At 65.8% G+C, this 15,357-nt stretch carries 18 protein-coding genes; 10 read left to right on the forward strand and 8 right to left on the reverse strand.

Features of this window, described 5'->3' with window-relative positions:
- Positions 1-23 precede the first annotated feature (23 nt).
- From pdhA to AC1RSI_RS03575, 7 genes are all read left to right on the forward strand, one after another.
- Positions 24-1,052: a pyruvate dehydrogenase (acetyl-transferring) E1 component subunit alpha gene (gene pdhA, locus AC1RSI_RS03545; RefSeq protein ID WP_008260859.1), complete on the forward strand. Its 1,029-nt coding sequence runs from the start codon at positions 24-26 to the stop codon at positions 1,050-1,052.
- Between the two features lie 3 nt (positions 1,053-1,055).
- A complete protein-coding gene (locus tag AC1RSI_RS03550; protein ID WP_154725514.1) occupies positions 1,056-2,435 on the forward strand; it encodes a pyruvate dehydrogenase complex E1 component subunit beta in 1,380 nt (459 codons plus the stop codon).
- Complete coding sequence (locus tag AC1RSI_RS03555) at positions 2,432-2,749, forward strand: DUF5076 domain-containing protein (protein ID WP_154725513.1); 318 nt, start codon at positions 2,432-2,434, stop codon at positions 2,747-2,749. The genes AC1RSI_RS03550 and AC1RSI_RS03555 overlap by 4 nt, the downstream gene beginning before the upstream one ends.
- Positions 2,749-4,032, forward strand: coding sequence for a pyruvate dehydrogenase complex dihydrolipoamide acetyltransferase (locus AC1RSI_RS03560; protein WP_154725512.1), 1,284 nt, complete (start codon positions 2,749-2,751; stop codon positions 4,030-4,032). Before AC1RSI_RS03555 ends, AC1RSI_RS03560 begins: the two co-directional genes overlap by 1 nt.
- Positions 4,033-4,047: 15 nt before the next feature.
- The gene (locus tag AC1RSI_RS03565; protein ID WP_008258900.1) at positions 4,048-4,527 is read left to right on the forward strand and encodes a glutathione peroxidase; all 480 of its coding nucleotides are present in this window, start codon (positions 4,048-4,050) and stop codon (positions 4,525-4,527) included.
- A gap of 2 nt (positions 4,528-4,529) precedes the next feature.
- Positions 4,530-5,936, forward strand: coding sequence for a dihydrolipoyl dehydrogenase (gene lpdA, locus AC1RSI_RS03570; RefSeq protein WP_154725511.1), 1,407 nt, complete (start codon positions 4,530-4,532; stop codon positions 5,934-5,936).
- Positions 5,937-6,173: 237 nt separating this feature from the next.
- Positions 6,174-6,782, forward strand: a complete 609-nt coding sequence (locus AC1RSI_RS03575; RefSeq protein ID WP_154725510.1) for a hypothetical protein — start codon at positions 6,174-6,176, stop codon at positions 6,780-6,782.
- A 1-nt stretch (position 6,783) separates the two neighbouring features.
- Here AC1RSI_RS03575 and AC1RSI_RS03580 read toward each other — a convergent pair whose 3' ends face one another.
- From AC1RSI_RS03580 to AC1RSI_RS03590, 3 genes are all read right to left on the reverse strand, one after another.
- Positions 6,784-6,966: a DUF3606 domain-containing protein gene (locus tag AC1RSI_RS03580; protein WP_008259491.1), complete on the reverse strand. Its 183-nt coding sequence runs from the start codon at positions 6,964-6,966 to the stop codon at positions 6,784-6,786.
- A 79-nt stretch (positions 6,967-7,045) separates the two neighbouring features.
- Positions 7,046-8,137, reverse strand: a complete 1,092-nt coding sequence (locus AC1RSI_RS03585; protein ID WP_196066322.1) for a PLP-dependent cysteine synthase family protein — start codon at positions 8,135-8,137, stop codon at positions 7,046-7,048.
- 81 nt (positions 8,138-8,218) lie between these two features.
- Positions 8,219-10,576: an ATP-dependent helicase gene (locus tag AC1RSI_RS03590; protein ID WP_447941519.1), complete on the reverse strand. Its 2,358-nt coding sequence runs from the start codon at positions 10,574-10,576 to the stop codon at positions 8,219-8,221.
- 121 nt (positions 10,577-10,697) lie between these two features.
- On the opposite strand from AC1RSI_RS03590, the gene AC1RSI_RS03595 reads away from it, so the two are divergent.
- Positions 10,698-10,952 carry a hypothetical protein gene (locus AC1RSI_RS03595; protein WP_035305990.1) on the forward strand — a complete coding sequence of 85 codons (255 nt, stop codon included), beginning with the start codon at positions 10,698-10,700 and terminating at the stop codon, positions 10,950-10,952.
- On the opposite strand, the gene AC1RSI_RS03600 is transcribed toward AC1RSI_RS03595, so the two are convergent.
- The 3 genes from AC1RSI_RS03600 to AC1RSI_RS03610 are packed head-to-tail and all read right to left on the reverse strand — an operon-like array spanning position 10,933 to position 12,315.
- The gene (locus AC1RSI_RS03600; protein WP_035305993.1) at positions 10,933-11,652 is read right to left on the reverse strand and encodes an SIMPL domain-containing protein; all 720 of its coding nucleotides are present in this window, start codon (positions 11,650-11,652) and stop codon (positions 10,933-10,935) included. The genes AC1RSI_RS03595 and AC1RSI_RS03600 overlap by 20 nt on opposite strands.
- Before the next feature lie 25 nt (positions 11,653-11,677).
- Positions 11,678-11,902 (reverse strand): ribbon-helix-helix domain-containing protein, encoded by a 225-nt coding sequence (locus AC1RSI_RS03605; protein WP_035305995.1) that lies wholly within the window; start codon positions 11,900-11,902, stop codon positions 11,678-11,680.
- Entirely contained in the window at positions 11,899-12,315 is a 417-nt protein-coding gene (locus AC1RSI_RS03610) for a YbaY family lipoprotein (protein ID WP_154725509.1), read from the reverse strand. The genes AC1RSI_RS03605 and AC1RSI_RS03610 overlap by 4 nt, the downstream gene beginning before the upstream one ends.
- Before the next feature lie 107 nt (positions 12,316-12,422).
- On the opposite strand from AC1RSI_RS03610, the gene AC1RSI_RS03615 reads away from it, so the two are divergent.
- Positions 12,423-13,313 (forward strand): DMT family transporter, encoded by an 891-nt coding sequence (locus AC1RSI_RS03615; protein ID WP_035306001.1) that lies wholly within the window; start codon positions 12,423-12,425, stop codon positions 13,311-13,313.
- 4 nt (positions 13,314-13,317) lie between these two features.
- Here the strand turns inward: AC1RSI_RS03615 and AC1RSI_RS03620 are convergent, their stop codons facing one another.
- Both AC1RSI_RS03620 and AC1RSI_RS03625 read right to left on the reverse strand, forming a co-directional pair.
- The gene (locus tag AC1RSI_RS03620) at positions 13,318-13,494 is read right to left on the reverse strand and encodes a DUF4169 family protein (protein ID WP_008264174.1); all 177 of its coding nucleotides are present in this window, start codon (positions 13,492-13,494) and stop codon (positions 13,318-13,320) included.
- A gap of 2 nt (positions 13,495-13,496) precedes the next feature.
- Complete coding sequence (locus tag AC1RSI_RS03625) at positions 13,497-14,741, reverse strand: patatin-like phospholipase family protein (protein WP_008263692.1); 1,245 nt, start codon at positions 14,739-14,741, stop codon at positions 13,497-13,499.
- A gap of 229 nt (positions 14,742-14,970) precedes the next feature.
- Between AC1RSI_RS03625 and AC1RSI_RS03630 the strand changes: the two genes are divergently transcribed.
- Complete coding sequence (locus tag AC1RSI_RS03630) at positions 14,971-15,357, forward strand: YccF domain-containing protein (protein ID WP_008263259.1); 387 nt, start codon at positions 14,971-14,973, stop codon at positions 15,355-15,357.

Raw genomic sequence — 15,357 nt, forward strand, 5'->3', positions numbered from 1 at the left:
GACGCCTAGCCGGGAGATGCCGGATGGCGAAAGCCCCAGCCAAAGCCGCTCAGACCACTGCGCCTGACAAGCTTTCAAACACGCCTTCGGCGTCCAAGGAGGACCTCCTCCGCTTTTACCGCGAGATGGTTCTCATCCGCCGCTTCGAGGAGCGTGCGGGCCAACTGTACGGCATGGGTCTGATCGGGGGCTTCTGCCACCTGTATATCGGCCAGGAAGCCGTGGCCGTCGGCGTTCAGGAGAGCGTCAGACAGGGCCACGACAAGATCATCACGGGCTACCGCGATCACGGCCACATGCTGGCCGCCGGCATGGACCCCAAGGAAGTCATGGCCGAACTGACCGGCCGCATCGGCGGTTCGTCGCGCGGCAAGGGCGGTTCGATGCACATGTTCGACGTGCCGACCGGCTTCTACGGCGGTCACGGCATCGTCGGCGCCCAGGTGTCGCTGGGCACCGGCCTGGCCTTCGCCGGCAAGTACCGCGGCGATGATTCGGTGGCCTTCGTCTATTTCGGCGACGGCGCCTCGAACCAGGGGCAGGTCTACGAGAGCTTCAACATGGCCCAGCTGTGGAAGCTGCCGGCCATCTACATCATCGAGAACAACCAGTACGCCATGGGTACGAGCATCGAGCGCTCGTCGTCCACGACCCAGCTTAGCCAGCGCGGCGCCAGCTTCGGCATTCCGGGCGAGCAGGTGGACGGCATGGATGTTCTGGCCGTGCGTGATGCGGTCAAGAAGGCCGTCGAGCGCGCCCGCGCCGGCGAGGGCCCCTACATCCTCGAGGTCAAGACCTACCGTTATCGCGGTCACTCCATGTCCGATCCGGCCAAATACCGGACCAAGGAAGAGGTGGACGAGGTCAAGAAGACCCGCGACCCGATCGACCACATCAAGACCCTGCTGGCCGCCGCCAATGCGACGGAAGACGAGCTGAAGGCCATCGATAACGAGATCAAGGCCATCGTCGCCGAGGCCGTTCAATTCGCCCAAGAGAGCCCGGAACCCGATCCGTCCGAGCTCTATACCGACGTCTACGTGGAGGCCTGATCCGTGACCGACATCCTCATGCCGGCGCTGTCCCCCACGATGGAAGAGGGCACGCTGACCAAATGGCACATCAAGGCGGGCGACACCGTGTCGGCCGGCCAGGTGATCGCCGAGATCGAAACCGACAAGGCCACGATGGAAGTCGAGGCCGTGGATGAAGGCGAAGTGCTGGAAATCCTGGTCGCCGAGGGCTCCGAGAACGTGAAGGTCAATACGCCCATTGCGCGTCTGGCCGGCGAAGACGGCGCGGCTGCGCCCGCGCCGAAGGCCGAGGCCGACAAGGCTCAGGCCGATACGCCCAAGGCGACGGCCGAAGGCAAGACCGGCGATCCCGAGAAGGCGCCGACCCAGACCTCGACCCCCAAGGTTGAACTGCGCGATCCGGAAATCCCGGCCGACGCCAAGCTGGTGAAGACGACCATCCGCGACGCCCTGCGCGACGCCATGGCCGAGGAAATGCGCCGCGACGACAAGGTCTTCCTGATCGGCGAGGAAGTCGCCCAGTATCAGGGCGCCTACAAGGTCAGCCGCGAACTGCTGCAGGAGTTCGGCGACCAGCGCGTCGTGGACACCCCGATCACCGAGCACGGCTTCGCCGGCCTGGGCGTCGGCGCGGCCATGGCGGGCCTGAAGCCCATCGTCGAGTTCATGACGTTCAACTTCGCCATGCAGGCGATCGACCACATCATCAACTCGGCCGCCAAGACCCTGTACATGTCGGGCGGTCAGATCCGCGCGCCCATCGTCTTCCGCGGTCCGAACGGCGCCGCCTCGCGCGTCGGCGCCCAGCACAGCCAGGACTATTCGGCCTGGTACGCCCAGGTGCCGGGCCTGAAGGTCGTCGCGCCCTATGACGCGGCCGACGCCAAGGGCCTGCTGAAGGCCGCGATCCGCGACCCGAACCCCGTCGTCTTCCTCGAGCATGAGATGATGTACGGGCTCGAGTTCGACGTGCCGGAGATCGAGGACTATGTCGTGCCGATCGGCAAGGCCAAGGTCCGTCGCGAAGGCAGGGACGTCACCATCACGGCGCACAGCCGCATGGTCGGCTTCGCCCTCCAGGCCGCCGAGAAGCTGGCCGAGGAAGGCATCGAGTGCGAGGTCGTGGACCTGCGCACCCTGCGTCCGCTGGATCACGAGACCATCGTCGAGAGCGTCAAGAAGACCAGCCGTCTGGTCTCGGCCGAAGAGGGCTGGGGTCCGATGGGCGTCGGCGCCGAGGTCGTGGCCCGGGTGATCGAACACGCCTTCGACTATCTGGATGCGCCGCCGCTGCGGGTGCACCAGGAAGACGTGCCGCTGCCTTACGCCGCCAATCTGGAAGCCCTGTCGCTGCCGGGCGTGGACAAGATCATCAAGGCTGTGAAGCAGGTGATGGCGTGACCGAGGCTTCGGAGTTCATGCTGACGACGCCGGAAAGTGTCGCGGCGGATCCCAAGGCTATCGAAGTGTTGCGCATGTGGTGGTCGAAGGAAGAACCGGTGATGTCGGTGAAGCCCGCCTTCAGCGATCCGATCCAGTTCGGGCGGCTGCTGGCCTATGCCGCTCGCCATATGGCGCACGGGTACGCCGTGCGTCACGATCACGATGAAACAGCGGCCTACAACCGCATCCTCGAAGGTCTCAGCGAAGTGGTGAAGGCGGCGAACGTCCGCACCGTCGCTGAGCCGACCACGCATACCGGGGGGAACGCCTGATGACCGATATCCTGATGCCCGCCCTGTCTCCGACCATGGAAGAGGGCGTCCTAGCCAAGTGGCACGTCAAGGTGGGCGACGTCGTCTCCGCCGGGGACGTGATCGCCGAGATCGAAACCGACAAGGCCACCATGGAAGTCGAGGCCGTGGATGAAGGCGAGATCACCGACATCCTGGTCGCCGAAGGTACGGAAGGCGTGAAGGTCAACACCCCGATCGCCCGTCTGAAGGACGAGGGCGGGGCCGCTGCGCCGAAGCCGGCCGCCAAGGCTGAGGAGGCCCCGAAGGCCGCACCGGCCGCAGTCGAGGCGCCCAAGGCGTCCGCACCGGTCGCGCCGGCTCCGGCCGCGCCGAAGTCGGACAGTGGCGAACGCATCTTCTCGTCGCCTCTGGCGCGTCGCATCGCCGCCCAGAACGGCGTCGATCTGAAGTCGATCAAGGGCACGGGCCCGCATGGCCGGATCGTCAAGCGCGACGTCGAGGCCGCCGGCAAGGGCGCCGCTCAACCGGCCGCCGCGCCGACCGCCGCCGCCGCGACCTCGGGTATTGCGCCGCGTCAGGTGCAATCCCTGGCCCAGATGGGCATCCCGGACGGCAGCTACGACCTGATCCCGCTGGACGGGATGAAGAAGGCCGTGGCGCGTCGCATGGTCGACAGCATCCAGAACGTGCCGCACTTCCCGCTGTTCATCGACTGCGAGATCGACCAGCTGATGGCTGTTCGCGCCAAGGTGAACAAGATGCTGGAGCCGCAGGGGATCAAGGTTTCGGTCAACGACTTCATCATCAAGGCTGCGGCCCTGGCGCTGAAGATGGTGCCGGAGGCGAACGCCTCCTACACCCCCGAAGGCATCGCCATGCACCACAACGCCGACGTCTCGATGGCGGTGGCGATCGACGGCGGCCTGATCACCCCGATCATTCGCAAGGCCGAGACCAAGGGCCTGGCGCAGATCGCGACCGAGTCCAAGGACCTGGCCAAGCGCGCCCGCGAACGCAAGCTGAAGCCCGAAGAGTTCCAGGGCGGCACCTTCTCGGTGTCCAACCTGGGCATGTTCGGCATCAAGCAGTTCACCTCGATCATCAATGAGCCCCAGGGCTGTATCATGAGCGTGGGCGCGGGCGAGCAGCGCGCGGTCGTCAAGAACGGACAGATCGTGCCGGCCACGGTCATGACCGTGACCCTGACCTGCGATCACCGCGTTGTGGACGGCGCGACCGGCGCCCGTTTCCTGCAGGCGTTCAAGCCGCTGATCGAAGATCCCGTCGCGATGCTGGCGTAAGGGGAGGGTGAGGTCATGACCTCGGTCTATGACTTCTCCGCCCGCGCCATCGACGGCACGGAGGTTTCGCTGGACCGTTTTCGCGGTCAGGCGCTGCTGATCGTCAATACGGCGTCCAAGTGTGGTTTCACCGGCCAATATGACGGGCTGGAGAAGCTGCACCGGACGTTCGCTGACCGGCCGTTCGAGGTGCTGGGCTTTCCCTGCAACCAGTTCGGGGAGCAGGAGCCGGGGCGGGCGGCGGAGATCGCCGCCTTCTGCGCCACCAGTTTCGACGTGACCTTCCCCCTGTTCGACAAGGTGGAGGTCAATGGGCCGAACCGGCATCCGCTGTACGCTTGGCTGACGCAGCAGAAGCGCGGCTTCCTCGGCTCGCAATCCATCAAATGGAACTTCACCAAGTTCCTGACCGACCGCGAGGGCAGGGTGGTCGCCCGCTACGCCCCGCAAACAGAACCCGAGGCCATCAAGGCCGACATCGAGAAGTTGATCTGATCATGGCTGCTGAATTCGATCTCGTCGTCATCGGCTCGGGCCCCGGCGGTTACGTCGCGGCCATCCGCGCCAGCCAACTGGGCCAGAAGGTCGCCATCGTCGAGCGCGAGAACCTGGGCGGCATCTGCCTGAACTGGGGCTGTATCCCGACCAAGGCCCTGCTGAAGTCGGGCGAGAAGTTCGAGAGCCTGAGCCATCTGAAGGACTACGGCCTGTCGGCGTCCGGCGCGTCGTTTGACTTCGACGCCATCATCCAGCGCTCGCGCGGCGTCGCGGCGACGATGAACAAGGGCGTCGCCTTCCTGATGAAGAAGAACAAGATCGAGGTGATCGAGGGCTCGGCCAAGCTGGAGAAGGGCGCTGCGGCGCCCAAGGTCGTGATCGCCCTGAAGGCCGGCGGTTCGCGCACGGTCGAGGCCAAGGCGGTCATGCTGGCCGTAGGCGCCCGCGCCCGCGCCCTGCCGCAGATCGGCCTGGAGGCTGACGGCGACAAGATCTGGGCCTATCGCGACGCCCTGGCGCCGAAGAAGCTGCCCAAGTCCTTCGTCGTCATCGGCTCGGGCGCCATCGGCATCGAGTTCGCCAGCTTCTATCGCGCCCTGGGCGCCGAGGTGACGGTCGTCGAGGCGGTCGAGCGCATCATGCCGGTCGAGGACGAGGAAGTCTCCAAGGCCGCCCAGAAGTCGTTCGAGAAGCGCGGCATCAAGTTCAAGCTCGGGGCCAAGGTGACCAAGGTCTCCAAGACCGGCGCCGGCGTGAAGGTGGACATCGAGGTCGGCGGCAAGGCCGAGTCGCTCGAGGCCGAAGTCTGCATCTCGGCCGTCGGCATCACCGCCAACACCGACGGCATCGGCCTGGAGGCGCTGGGCGTCGAACTGGACCGGGGCCACATCAAGACCGACGGCCACTGCCAGACCAACGTCAAGGGCCTGTTCGCCATCGGCGACTGCGCCGGCGCCCCCTGGCTGGCGCACAAGGCGTCGCACGAAGGCATCCACGCCGCCGAATTCATCGCCGGCTACAAGACCCCGAACGTCCATTCGCCCATCGCCGGCTGCACCTACGCCCAGCCGCAGGTCGCCTCGGTCGGCGTCACCGAACAGGCCGCCCGCACCGAGAAGCGTGAGGTCAAGATCGGCCGCTTCCCGTTCCGCGTGAACGGCAAGGCCGTGGCCGCCGGCGAGATCGACGGCTTCGTCAAGGTGATCTTCGACGCCAAGACCGGCGCCCTGATCGGCGCCCATATGATCGGCCACGAAGTGACCGAGATGATCCAGGGCTATGTCACCGCCATCACCATGGAGGCGACGGAAGAGGACATTCACGGCATCGTCTATCCACACCCGACCATGTCGGAAGCCATGCACGAGGCGGCGCTGGACGCCTACGGGCGGGTGATCCACATCTGATGGACCACATCAATGGGCAGAAGGGCAACAAAGGCTGAGATTAAAGCAGACTTTCTTGCTGCTAACCCCAGATGTTGTTTTTGCAACGGTGAGCGGGCTTCGGCGGAGTTAGATCATGCTCCGGCACGGATCTGTTTCCGACAAAAGCAGGGACCTGAAGGATTTGTTTTTCCCAGTTGCGTCCAGTGTAATCGGGCTGCTGCAATCAGTGAGCAAGTCGTAGCGTTCCTCATTCGAATGATGGAACCCACAAGTGCATATCTCGATGATCGCGATATCGATAAACTTATCAGTGGCTTGATCAACAATACGCCCGCCGCGTTGCCAATTCTCAATGCCATTGCAGCAGCTCGTATTCGCAATGAATTGCCCTCAGGTACAGCCGACTCTGTCGAAGAACGTACGGTGATTATTGATCCGTGCGTTCATGACTACGTAGATGTGTTCGTCACGAAGATGCTCTATGCGATCCGCTACAAGGTGAGTGGTGAATTCGCAGGCCCCAAGCATCGACGATGGATCATGTGGGCCCAGGTCGGCACGTCGAGTGCGCGATACTTAACAGGACGAGCAGAAGCGTTCTTCGGGGAGCTACAGGTCGGTCAGCGGGTCAATGTCGAGCTTGGCAGTCAGTTCCAATACCGTCACGGCTTTAACGCTGCCCACGGCTATCTTGGCCTGTGGATGCAGTTTGGGGAGGGGCTGATGCTTTTTTCGGTGTTAGGTCCGGGCCAGCAAATGGCCACCATTAAGGGCGGGGAATTTAAGCGGTATCTACCAATGAGGGAACTGGGCTTGCGTGTTAACAAGCGGCATCAAGGTCGTCCTTGGAAAATAGTAGCCTAGGTTAACGCTTCTTGCCCAGCTCCGCCGCGATGTCCTTGGTCATGCGGCCGACCTTGCGGTGGGCGGCGGTGATCTGGTCCCTGGTCACGCCCCAGCGCTTCATCCAGTATTCGACCGACTGGCGCTCCGACAGGTCGATGCGGTCCTTGTCGATGAAGCCGCGCTTGTCCTTTAGTCCCGCCATGGTCGGCTCCTGTTGAGGTTTTGACCGGTCCGGCCGCTTGGGCCTTCTTAGACCTGTCCGCCCCGACGAAACAGGCGGTTCAGGCCTCCGGCAAGACGCCCGTTTCGAAGAAGGCGTCCAGGCGGGCTTCCCAAGGGGCGGTGTCCAGGCCCTGGGCGGCGATCCAGGCGTCGTCGAAATAGGTGGAGGCGTAGCGGTCGCCGTGGTCGCACAGGATCGACACGATCGAGCCGCACTCGCCCGCGCGCGCCATTTCCTGAACCAACTGAACACAGGCCCACAGGTTGGTGCCGGTCGATCCGCCGCAGGGGCGGCCGAGACGCCGGCTCAGCACGCGCGTGGCGGCGATGGAGGCGACGTCGGGCACGACGATCATCCGATCCACCAAGCTGGGGATGAAGGAGGGTTCGACCCGCGCGCGGCCGATGCCTTCGATGAGGGACGGACGGTCGAGGCTGGTCTGGACCGTCGCATCGGCCCAGTGACGGTGAAAGACGGAGGCTTCCGGGTCGGCGACGCAGATCTGAGTTTCGTGGCGGTTGAAACGGGCGAACCGGCCGATGGTCGCCGATGTCCCGCCCGTGCCCGCGCCGCACACGATCCAGCGGGGCACGGGGCAGGGCTCGCGTCGCATCTGGGCGAAGATGGACTCGGCGATATTGTTGTTCCCGCGCCAATCCGTCGCCCGCTCGGCATAGGTGAACTGGTCCATGTAGTGGCCGCCCAGTTCGTCGGCGAGCCGCTGGCTTTCCGAATAGGCCTGGCCCGGAACGTCCACAAAATGGCAGCGGCCGCCATAGAATTCGATGGCGGCGATCTTCTCCTGGGCGGTGGAGCGCGGCACCACGGCGATGAAGGGCAGGTTCAGCATCCGGGCGAAATAGGCTTCGGACACGGCGGTCGAGCCGCTGGACGCCTCGACGATGGTCATCCCCTCGCCGATCCAGCCGTTGCTGAGGGAATAGAGGAACAGCGACCGCGCCAGACGGTGCTTCAGGCTGCCGGTCGGGTGGCTGGATTCGCCCTTCAGATACAGGGCGATGTCCGACAGGGCCGGCATGTCCACCGGGATCAGATGGGTGTCGGCCGAGCGGTTGTAGTCCGCCTCGATCCGCCGCATGGCCCAGCTCAGCCAGGCGCGATCGACGGTGGGACGGGCAGGGGCGGACATGGCGGACTCGGTCGAAGACGGGAAGGCGATGGCTTAGGCCAAAGCTTGGCCGGCGGCAAAGGCGGATGAAGCCCGCCCCCTTTAGCCCGCCTTCTCCACGAAACTGTCGATCACCCGTTTCTCGCCGGCCTTTTCGAAATCGACCAGCAGTTTATTGCCCTCGATGACGCGGACGTGGCCGTAGCCGAACTTCTGGTGGAAGACGCGTTCGCCCTTTTTCCAGCCGGAGCCGGACTTGGGATCGGCGGTGGCGATCAGGCGCCCGTCGCCTTCGATCACGGCCTTGCGGGCGGGGATCTTGTTCGGGGTCTGGGCGGCGGTGAAGGATTGGGCGCGTTTCCAGCCGGGCGACGAATAGCCGCTGCCGAAGCTGGGTGCGTCGTCCCAGCGGCTCTTGGCCTCCTTCATCCCGGCGGAGGCGCCGTAGTAGCCGGTGTCGGACTGGGGATCGACGTGGGCGATCGGCAGTTCGTCAACGAAGCGGCTGGGCAGTTGCGAGGTCCAACGGCCATAGACCAGACGATTGGCGGCGAAGGATATGCGGGCGTCCTGTTTGGCGCGGGTGACGCCGACATAGGCCAGGCGGCGTTCCTCCTCGAGGCCCTTCTCGCCTTTTTCATCGATGCTGCGCTGGCTGGGGAAGACGCCTTCCTCCCAGCCCGGCAGGAAGACCAAGGGGAACTCCAGCCCCTTGGCGCCGTGAAGGGTCATGATCTGGACCGCGCCGTCGCCGTTCGGATCGTCGCTGGTCGCGCGCTCCAGATCCATGACCAGGGAGACGTGTTCCAGATAGGCCTGCAGCGTCTCGAACTGCTGCATCGACTGGGTCAGTTCCTTCAGGTTGTCCAACCGGGTCTGACCGCTGGTCCGGTCGGCCTTCTGCATATCGGTGTAGCCGCTCTCCTCCAGCACCGTTTCCATGACCTCCCAATGGGGCGTGGTCTCGGACAGGGCGCGCCAGCGGTCGAGGTCGCGCACGAAGTTGGACAGGGCGGTGCGGGTGCGGGCCTGAAGCTCGTCGGTGTTGATCAGGCCGCGCACCGCCGTCAGGGCCGACAGGTCGTGTTGGCGGGCCAGTTGTAGGATCTTCTGTACGCTGGTGTCGCCGATGCCGCGCTTGGGCACATTGACGATCCGCTCGAAGGCCAGATCGTCGTCCTCGGACTGGATCAGCCGCATATAGGCGTGGGCGTCGCGGATCTCGGCCCGTTCGAAGAAGCGCGGGCCGCCGATGACGGCATAGGGGATGGCCAGCATGACCAGCCGTTCCTCGAAAGCCCGCATCTGGAACGAGGCGCGGACCAGGATGGCCATGTCCTTGTATTTCAGCCCCGGTTCGCCGGCATGGGGACGACGCGCAGTCTCGATCTCGTCGGCGATCAGCCGGGCCTCGGCCTCGCCGTCCCAGACGCCGCGCACCCGCACCTTGTCGCCGCTGTCGTCCTCGGTCCACAGGGTCTTGCCCAGCCGGTCGCGGTTGGCGGCGATCAGGCCCGAGGCGGCGCCCAGGATATGGCTGGTCGAGCGATAGTTGCGCTCCAGCTTGACGATCTTGGCGCCGGAGAAGTCGCGCTCGAAGCGCAGGATGTTGTCCACCTCGGCCCCGCGCCAGCCGTAGATCGACTGGTCGTCGTCGCCGACACAGCAGACATTGCCGGTCGAGGCCGTCAGCAGCCGCAGCCACAGATACTGGGCGACGTTGGTGTCCTGATATTCGTCCACCAGAATGTAGCGAAACCGGCGACGATATTCGTCCGCCAGGTCCGCATGTTTGGACAGGATGGTGATGTTGTGCAGCAGCAGGTCGCCGAAGTCGCAGGCGTTCAGGCTGCGCAGGCGGGCCTGATAGGCGGCGTACAGGCCCTGGCCCTTGCCGTTGGCGAAATCCTCGCCGGGGGGCAATTTCTCAGGCGTCCAGCCGCGGTTCTTCCAGTGGTCGATCAGGCCGGACAGCGACTTGGGCGTCCAGCGCTTGGTGTCGATATTGGCGGCTTCCAGCAGCTGTTTCAGCACCCGTTCCTGGTCGTCGGTGTCCAGGATGGTGAAGCTGGACTTCAGCCCGACCAGTTCGGCGTGACGGCGCAGGATCTGGGCGGCGATGGAGTGGAAGGTGCCCAGCCAGCGCAGGCCCTCGGCCGAGGGACCGATCAGATGGGTGATCCGCTCGCGCATCTCGCGGGCGGCCTTGTTGGTGAAGGTGACGACCAGCAACTCCCACGGCCTGGCCCGGCCGGTCGCCAGGATGTGCGCCAGCCGCGTGGTCAGCACCCGCGTCTTGCCGGTGCCGGCGCCGGCCAGAACCAGGACCGGCCCCTCGGTCGCTTCCACCGCCTCGCGTTGTTCCGGATTCAGCCCTTCGAGATAGTCGCGCGGTCCCGCCCCGTCGGGCGCTCGTGCGCGGGCCAGGTCGGAGATGCGGGGGGCGGGAAGATCGGTCACAGGCTTTGAGACATCCGGCAGGCAGAATCAAAACCGGAACATAAGGGGACCGGAGGGCGATGTCAGGGCCGTCGCCCAAATGAAACCTTGGAACTGGCTTCGGCGCAGGCCGGTTCCTTGGATGATGAGACGAGACGACCAGAAGATCGAGGAGACGCCGGATCGCACCCCCAAGGCTGCGAAGGCGGGTTGGCGCGCCTTCGCCTTGGGCATGATCGGCATGTTCGCGCTCATCATCCTGTGGATCGTCATGGCCGAAGCGGCAGACGATCCCCACGGCGACGCGGCGTTGATCGAACGGCCGCAATCCGCCGAGGAGAGGACGCTGGAACGCCGCGAGGCGCGGGCCGACCGGCCTATTTCAGACCATAGGTGATGGTGGTCACGACCCGGACCTTCTTGTCGATCGAGGCGGCTTCGTCTCCGCCTGCGCCGTCACGCGGCAGGATTTCGAAAGAGCCCTGTGTGGCCTGACGGATCGGGCCAAGCGGGGTGCCGGAATCCTTGGCGAACTGTTCGGCCCCGGTTCGCGCCGCCGCCGTGCCCTCTGCGATCATCTGGGGCCGAACATCGTTCAGCTTGGTGAAGACATAGGAGGGACCCTGGAAGTCCTGCAACACCACGCCCTGGCGCACCAGATCGTTCAGGGCGCGGGTCGTCGTCTGAACCCGGGCGACGTCGTTCGTGCGGACGATGACCGTCTGGGCCAGGATGAAGCGCGGCCCGCCGTTCTGGGCGGCGTATTCGCGCGACCGGGTGTCGGCCACCTCCAGCCGGCCCAGATCGACGGCGTCGGCCGGATAACCCTGAGCCGTCAGGAACTGCCGCACCAGGGACAGGTCGCCGTCGATGCGTGTCTGAACTTCAGACAGAACATCGCCCGATGCGGTGAAGCGCAGCGGCAGGACCGCCAGATCGGCCTTCACATTGCGTTCCGACAGGCCGCGAACCGTCACGGTCCGGTCCCCGGCCCGCGCATGGATCACGCCCTGACCGACCAGGGCGCCGGCGCCGATGAGCCCCAGGGCCAGAAGGCTCCCGATGACGGTGGCGGGAATGAGACGGCTATTGTCCATGGCGGCTTCCTTTTATGCTCAAGGTTTACGCTTTTACACCATGCTCCGCCACCCAGTTCAGCGCCAGCAGGCGGCATGCTGAAGCCAGGGGACGGCGTCCCCGGCCGGCGTCGATGTCGGCCAGAAGCTGGGCCTTGCTGAGGCTGCGGGTCTGGGCAATCCGGTCCAGAACCGCCCAGAACTCGGGCTCCAGCGCGACCGAGGTGGCGTGGCCCGCCAGAACGACGGACCGTTTGGCCAGGCCGCTCACCGCGCGGACTTCAGCACGATCTCGGCGAAGGCCGGAGCGCCCTGGGTCAGGACCGCGTGACGGGTGTCGGTGACGAAGACCAGGGCGCCGGCGGCGTCGCGGATCTCGGCGCGCGCGGCATAGGCATGGCGCGGGTCGATCTGGGCCGTGGGGAGGCCCAGGCTGACGCGATAGGGCGGGGCGCCGGTCAGGGGCTCGCGGGCCTCGGCCAGGACCAGGGCCGGGGCGTCGGCCCGGCTGACGTCCTCGACCCGCACCGTCAGCACATGGCCGGGCGGCAGCATGATTCGCTCGCGATACAGGGCGGTGACCGTCACGACGGTCGTGCCTGCGCTCATCTCCGGACCGGTCGGCGCGACGGCGCAGGCGGCCAGCACCAGACCGGCGGGCAGGATCAGGGGGGCGTAACGCATGGCGGTCTCCTCTAGAGGACAATCAGTCTGTCATACTCGGGCGCAAGACGTGAGCGGCGCTTTCGCGACGTCGATGATAAGCGGGCTTCGCCCGTCGGAGCCTGTCCATGAGTCGCCCCATCACCATTCTCGCCATCGCCGTCTGCGCCCTGATCTGGGGCACGACCTGGTTCGCCATCACCCTGCAGCTGGGCGTGGTGGATCCGATCGTCTCCATCGTCTGGCGGTTCGGACTGGCGGCGGTCGTTCTGTTCGCCTTCTGCGCCCTGACGCGGCGTCCGCTGCGCCTGACCCGCGCCCAGCATCTGGCCGCCGTGGGGCAGGGCGCCTTCGTCTTCGCCGTCAGCTACGGCTTCGTCTATGCGGCGGAGGAACGCGTGGCCTCGGCCGTCGTCGCCGTCATCTTCGCCGCCCTGGCCTTCGTGAACCTGATCCTGTTTCGGGTTATGGAGCGCCAGAAGGCCGCCGCCGGCGCCTGGCAGGGGGCGATCCTGGGGGTGTGCGGGGTCGCCGTCCTGTCGTTCGGACAGTTGTCGGGGGCAGGCGTCTCCGCGGGCGTGGCGCCCGTTCTGGGCGTGGTCTTCGCCTTGATCGCCGTCCTCGCCTCTGCCTTCGGCAATTGGTTCGCCTGGCGCGGCCAACAGGCCGGCGCGCCGGTCATGGCCGCGACCGCCTGGGCCATGGCCTATGGCACGGCCATGGTGGCGGTCTATGGGTTCGCGACCGGCGTGGAATGGCGGATCGAGCCGACCCCGGCCTATATTCTGTCTCTGCTGCACCTGTCCCTGTTTGGATCGGTGATCGCCTTCGGGCTGTATTTCACCTTGGCGCGGCAACGCGGCTATGCCCTGGCCAGCTATATTTCGGCCCTGACCCCGCCGATCGCCGTCATCATGTCGGTCCTGTTCGAGGGCGCCCATGTCGGCGTGACCATGCTGATCGGCCTGATCCTGGTGCTGGGCGGCCAGGTCCTGTTGATCCGCGCGCCGAAGGCCTAGGGGATCAGTCGTCCAGCTTCTGTCCATCGAGCTGCCGGGCGGCGCGCTCGCGCTCCTTGTCCGCAGACTGTTTCTGAGCCTTGGTGCGGCCATGGGCGGCGCGGTTGGCGGCGGCGCGGGTCTTGTCCTCGGCCTTGGTCCGCGCCTTTCGCGCCCGGTTCAGATTGATGATCTCGGCCATGTCTAGGGCTGCGGCGCGGCGGAAGTCGGCGTCTCCGGCTCCTTGGGCCTTAGGGCCTCGGGCACTTGATCCTCCGGAAGGACAGCGGGGGGAATGAAAACGGGACCCGACGCGGCCTGGTCGAGCCGGGTCCAGCCGTCCGCTGACCGGCCCCGCTCGCGACCCAGGTTGAACAGGGCGGTCATGGTCGGCTGGTCGAATTTCAGACTGGACGCCTCGACGTTGTCGGGGATGGCCGCCAGCGACATGGTCATGCCGTTGCGCTGGGCGAAAGCCGCCGTGGTCGCCAGATGGGTTCGCAGCGAGGCCTTGCTCATACTGTCGTAGCTTCGCATCAGAATGGCCGTCAGCCGGCCCGAGGTGACCCCGTCATTGCGACCGACCTGTCCATTGACGACGACGTACAGGCTGCCGACGCCCCGCTCTTCGCGCTTGCGGGTCCATAGGGTCAGGTTCTCCGGAATGGCGAGGAAAGGGGTGTTCACGCCGCCGTCGGCGTGCATCTCCATCACCACGGTTTGGTCCGGTTGCAGCCCCGCGATGAGGACCGGCGGGAAGACGCCGGGAATACTGGCCGAGGCCACCAGCACTTCCTTGAACAGGGCGCGCGAATTCTCGTCGTTCTGGCTGGCCAGCAGGCCCATGTCCCAGATGACGGTCTCCTCGCTGTCGAGGTTCGTCGTGGCCACCAGCAGGCGGCGGCCCTTGGCGTGTTCACGGGCGATGGCCTGCAACAGGTCCAGCGTGACGTTCTCGTCCACCAGCTTGCGCAGGGCGCCGGCGCTGAACAGGCTGGGGTAGAGGAAGATCGCCAGACTGCGCCAGCTCAACAGGCTGCTGGCGCCCCCTCCCGTATAGGCATAGCCCAGTTGCGGATCCCATTCGGACCCGGCGAAGGCGAAGGGCGCGGCGAGAGCGCCCGTGCTGACCCCCGTGACGATGTCGAAGACCGGACGGTCGCCCCGCTCGGTCCAGCCCACCAGAAGCCCGGCGCCATAGGCTCCGTTGGCGCCGCCGCCGGACAGGGCCAGGATCGAAAGGGGCCGCCCCGTCGACAGCCGCTCGCCCACTTCCTGGGAGAAAGCCGCCAGCCGGGCCGCGTCATTGGCGCGAATGCGCGGATCCCGCGCCGGTATCAGCGAGCCGTCCGCGATGCGCAGCGGTCCTGTCGGCCGGTCCAAGGTGCCGCATGACGCCACCGACAAGGCCATGACGACCGCCAGCAGACTCGAACAGATTCGTCTCATCCGATGCGTTCTCATTGAAAATCCCCGTCAGCGTTCATACCGCTGCGACGGGCCCCTTGTCATCACCGGGGGGTGCAAGGGCGGTCTCTAAGCACTGCGTTTTGACGTCGAGCGGGTGACCGGTCCCCCTGAGCCAGGAGAGCCGGGTGAAAGCGAATTAACGAATGCCCCGCTGTCGCAGGCGGGGCGTTTTGGCTATCTGTATGGCCACGCCTGCCGGAGAGCTGAGATGGTCCGCCTGATCCTGAATATCCTGTGGTTCATTTTTGGCGGCTGGCTGTCGGGTCTGCTGTGGTTGCTGGGCGGTGCGATCCTGGCCCTGACCATCGTCGGCTTGCCGTGGAGTTTCGCGGCCTGGCGGATCGCCAGCTATTCCTTCTGGCCGTTCGGGCGGGAGATCGTCTGGCAGGACACCCATCCGGTGGCGGGCTGCTTGGGACTGGTGCTGAACGTCGTCTGGTTCGTCGTGGCCGGCTGGTACATCGCCCTCTCGCACCTGATCATCGCGGTGGCCGAGTTCGTATCCATCATCGGCATCCCCTTCGCCCTGAAGGACCTGGAGCTGGCCAAGCTGGCCCTGGCGCCGGTGGGACGAACGATCCGCGACAAGCCCTGA

Source organism: Brevundimonas sp. GW821-FHT10E09, from assembly GCF_058809375.1.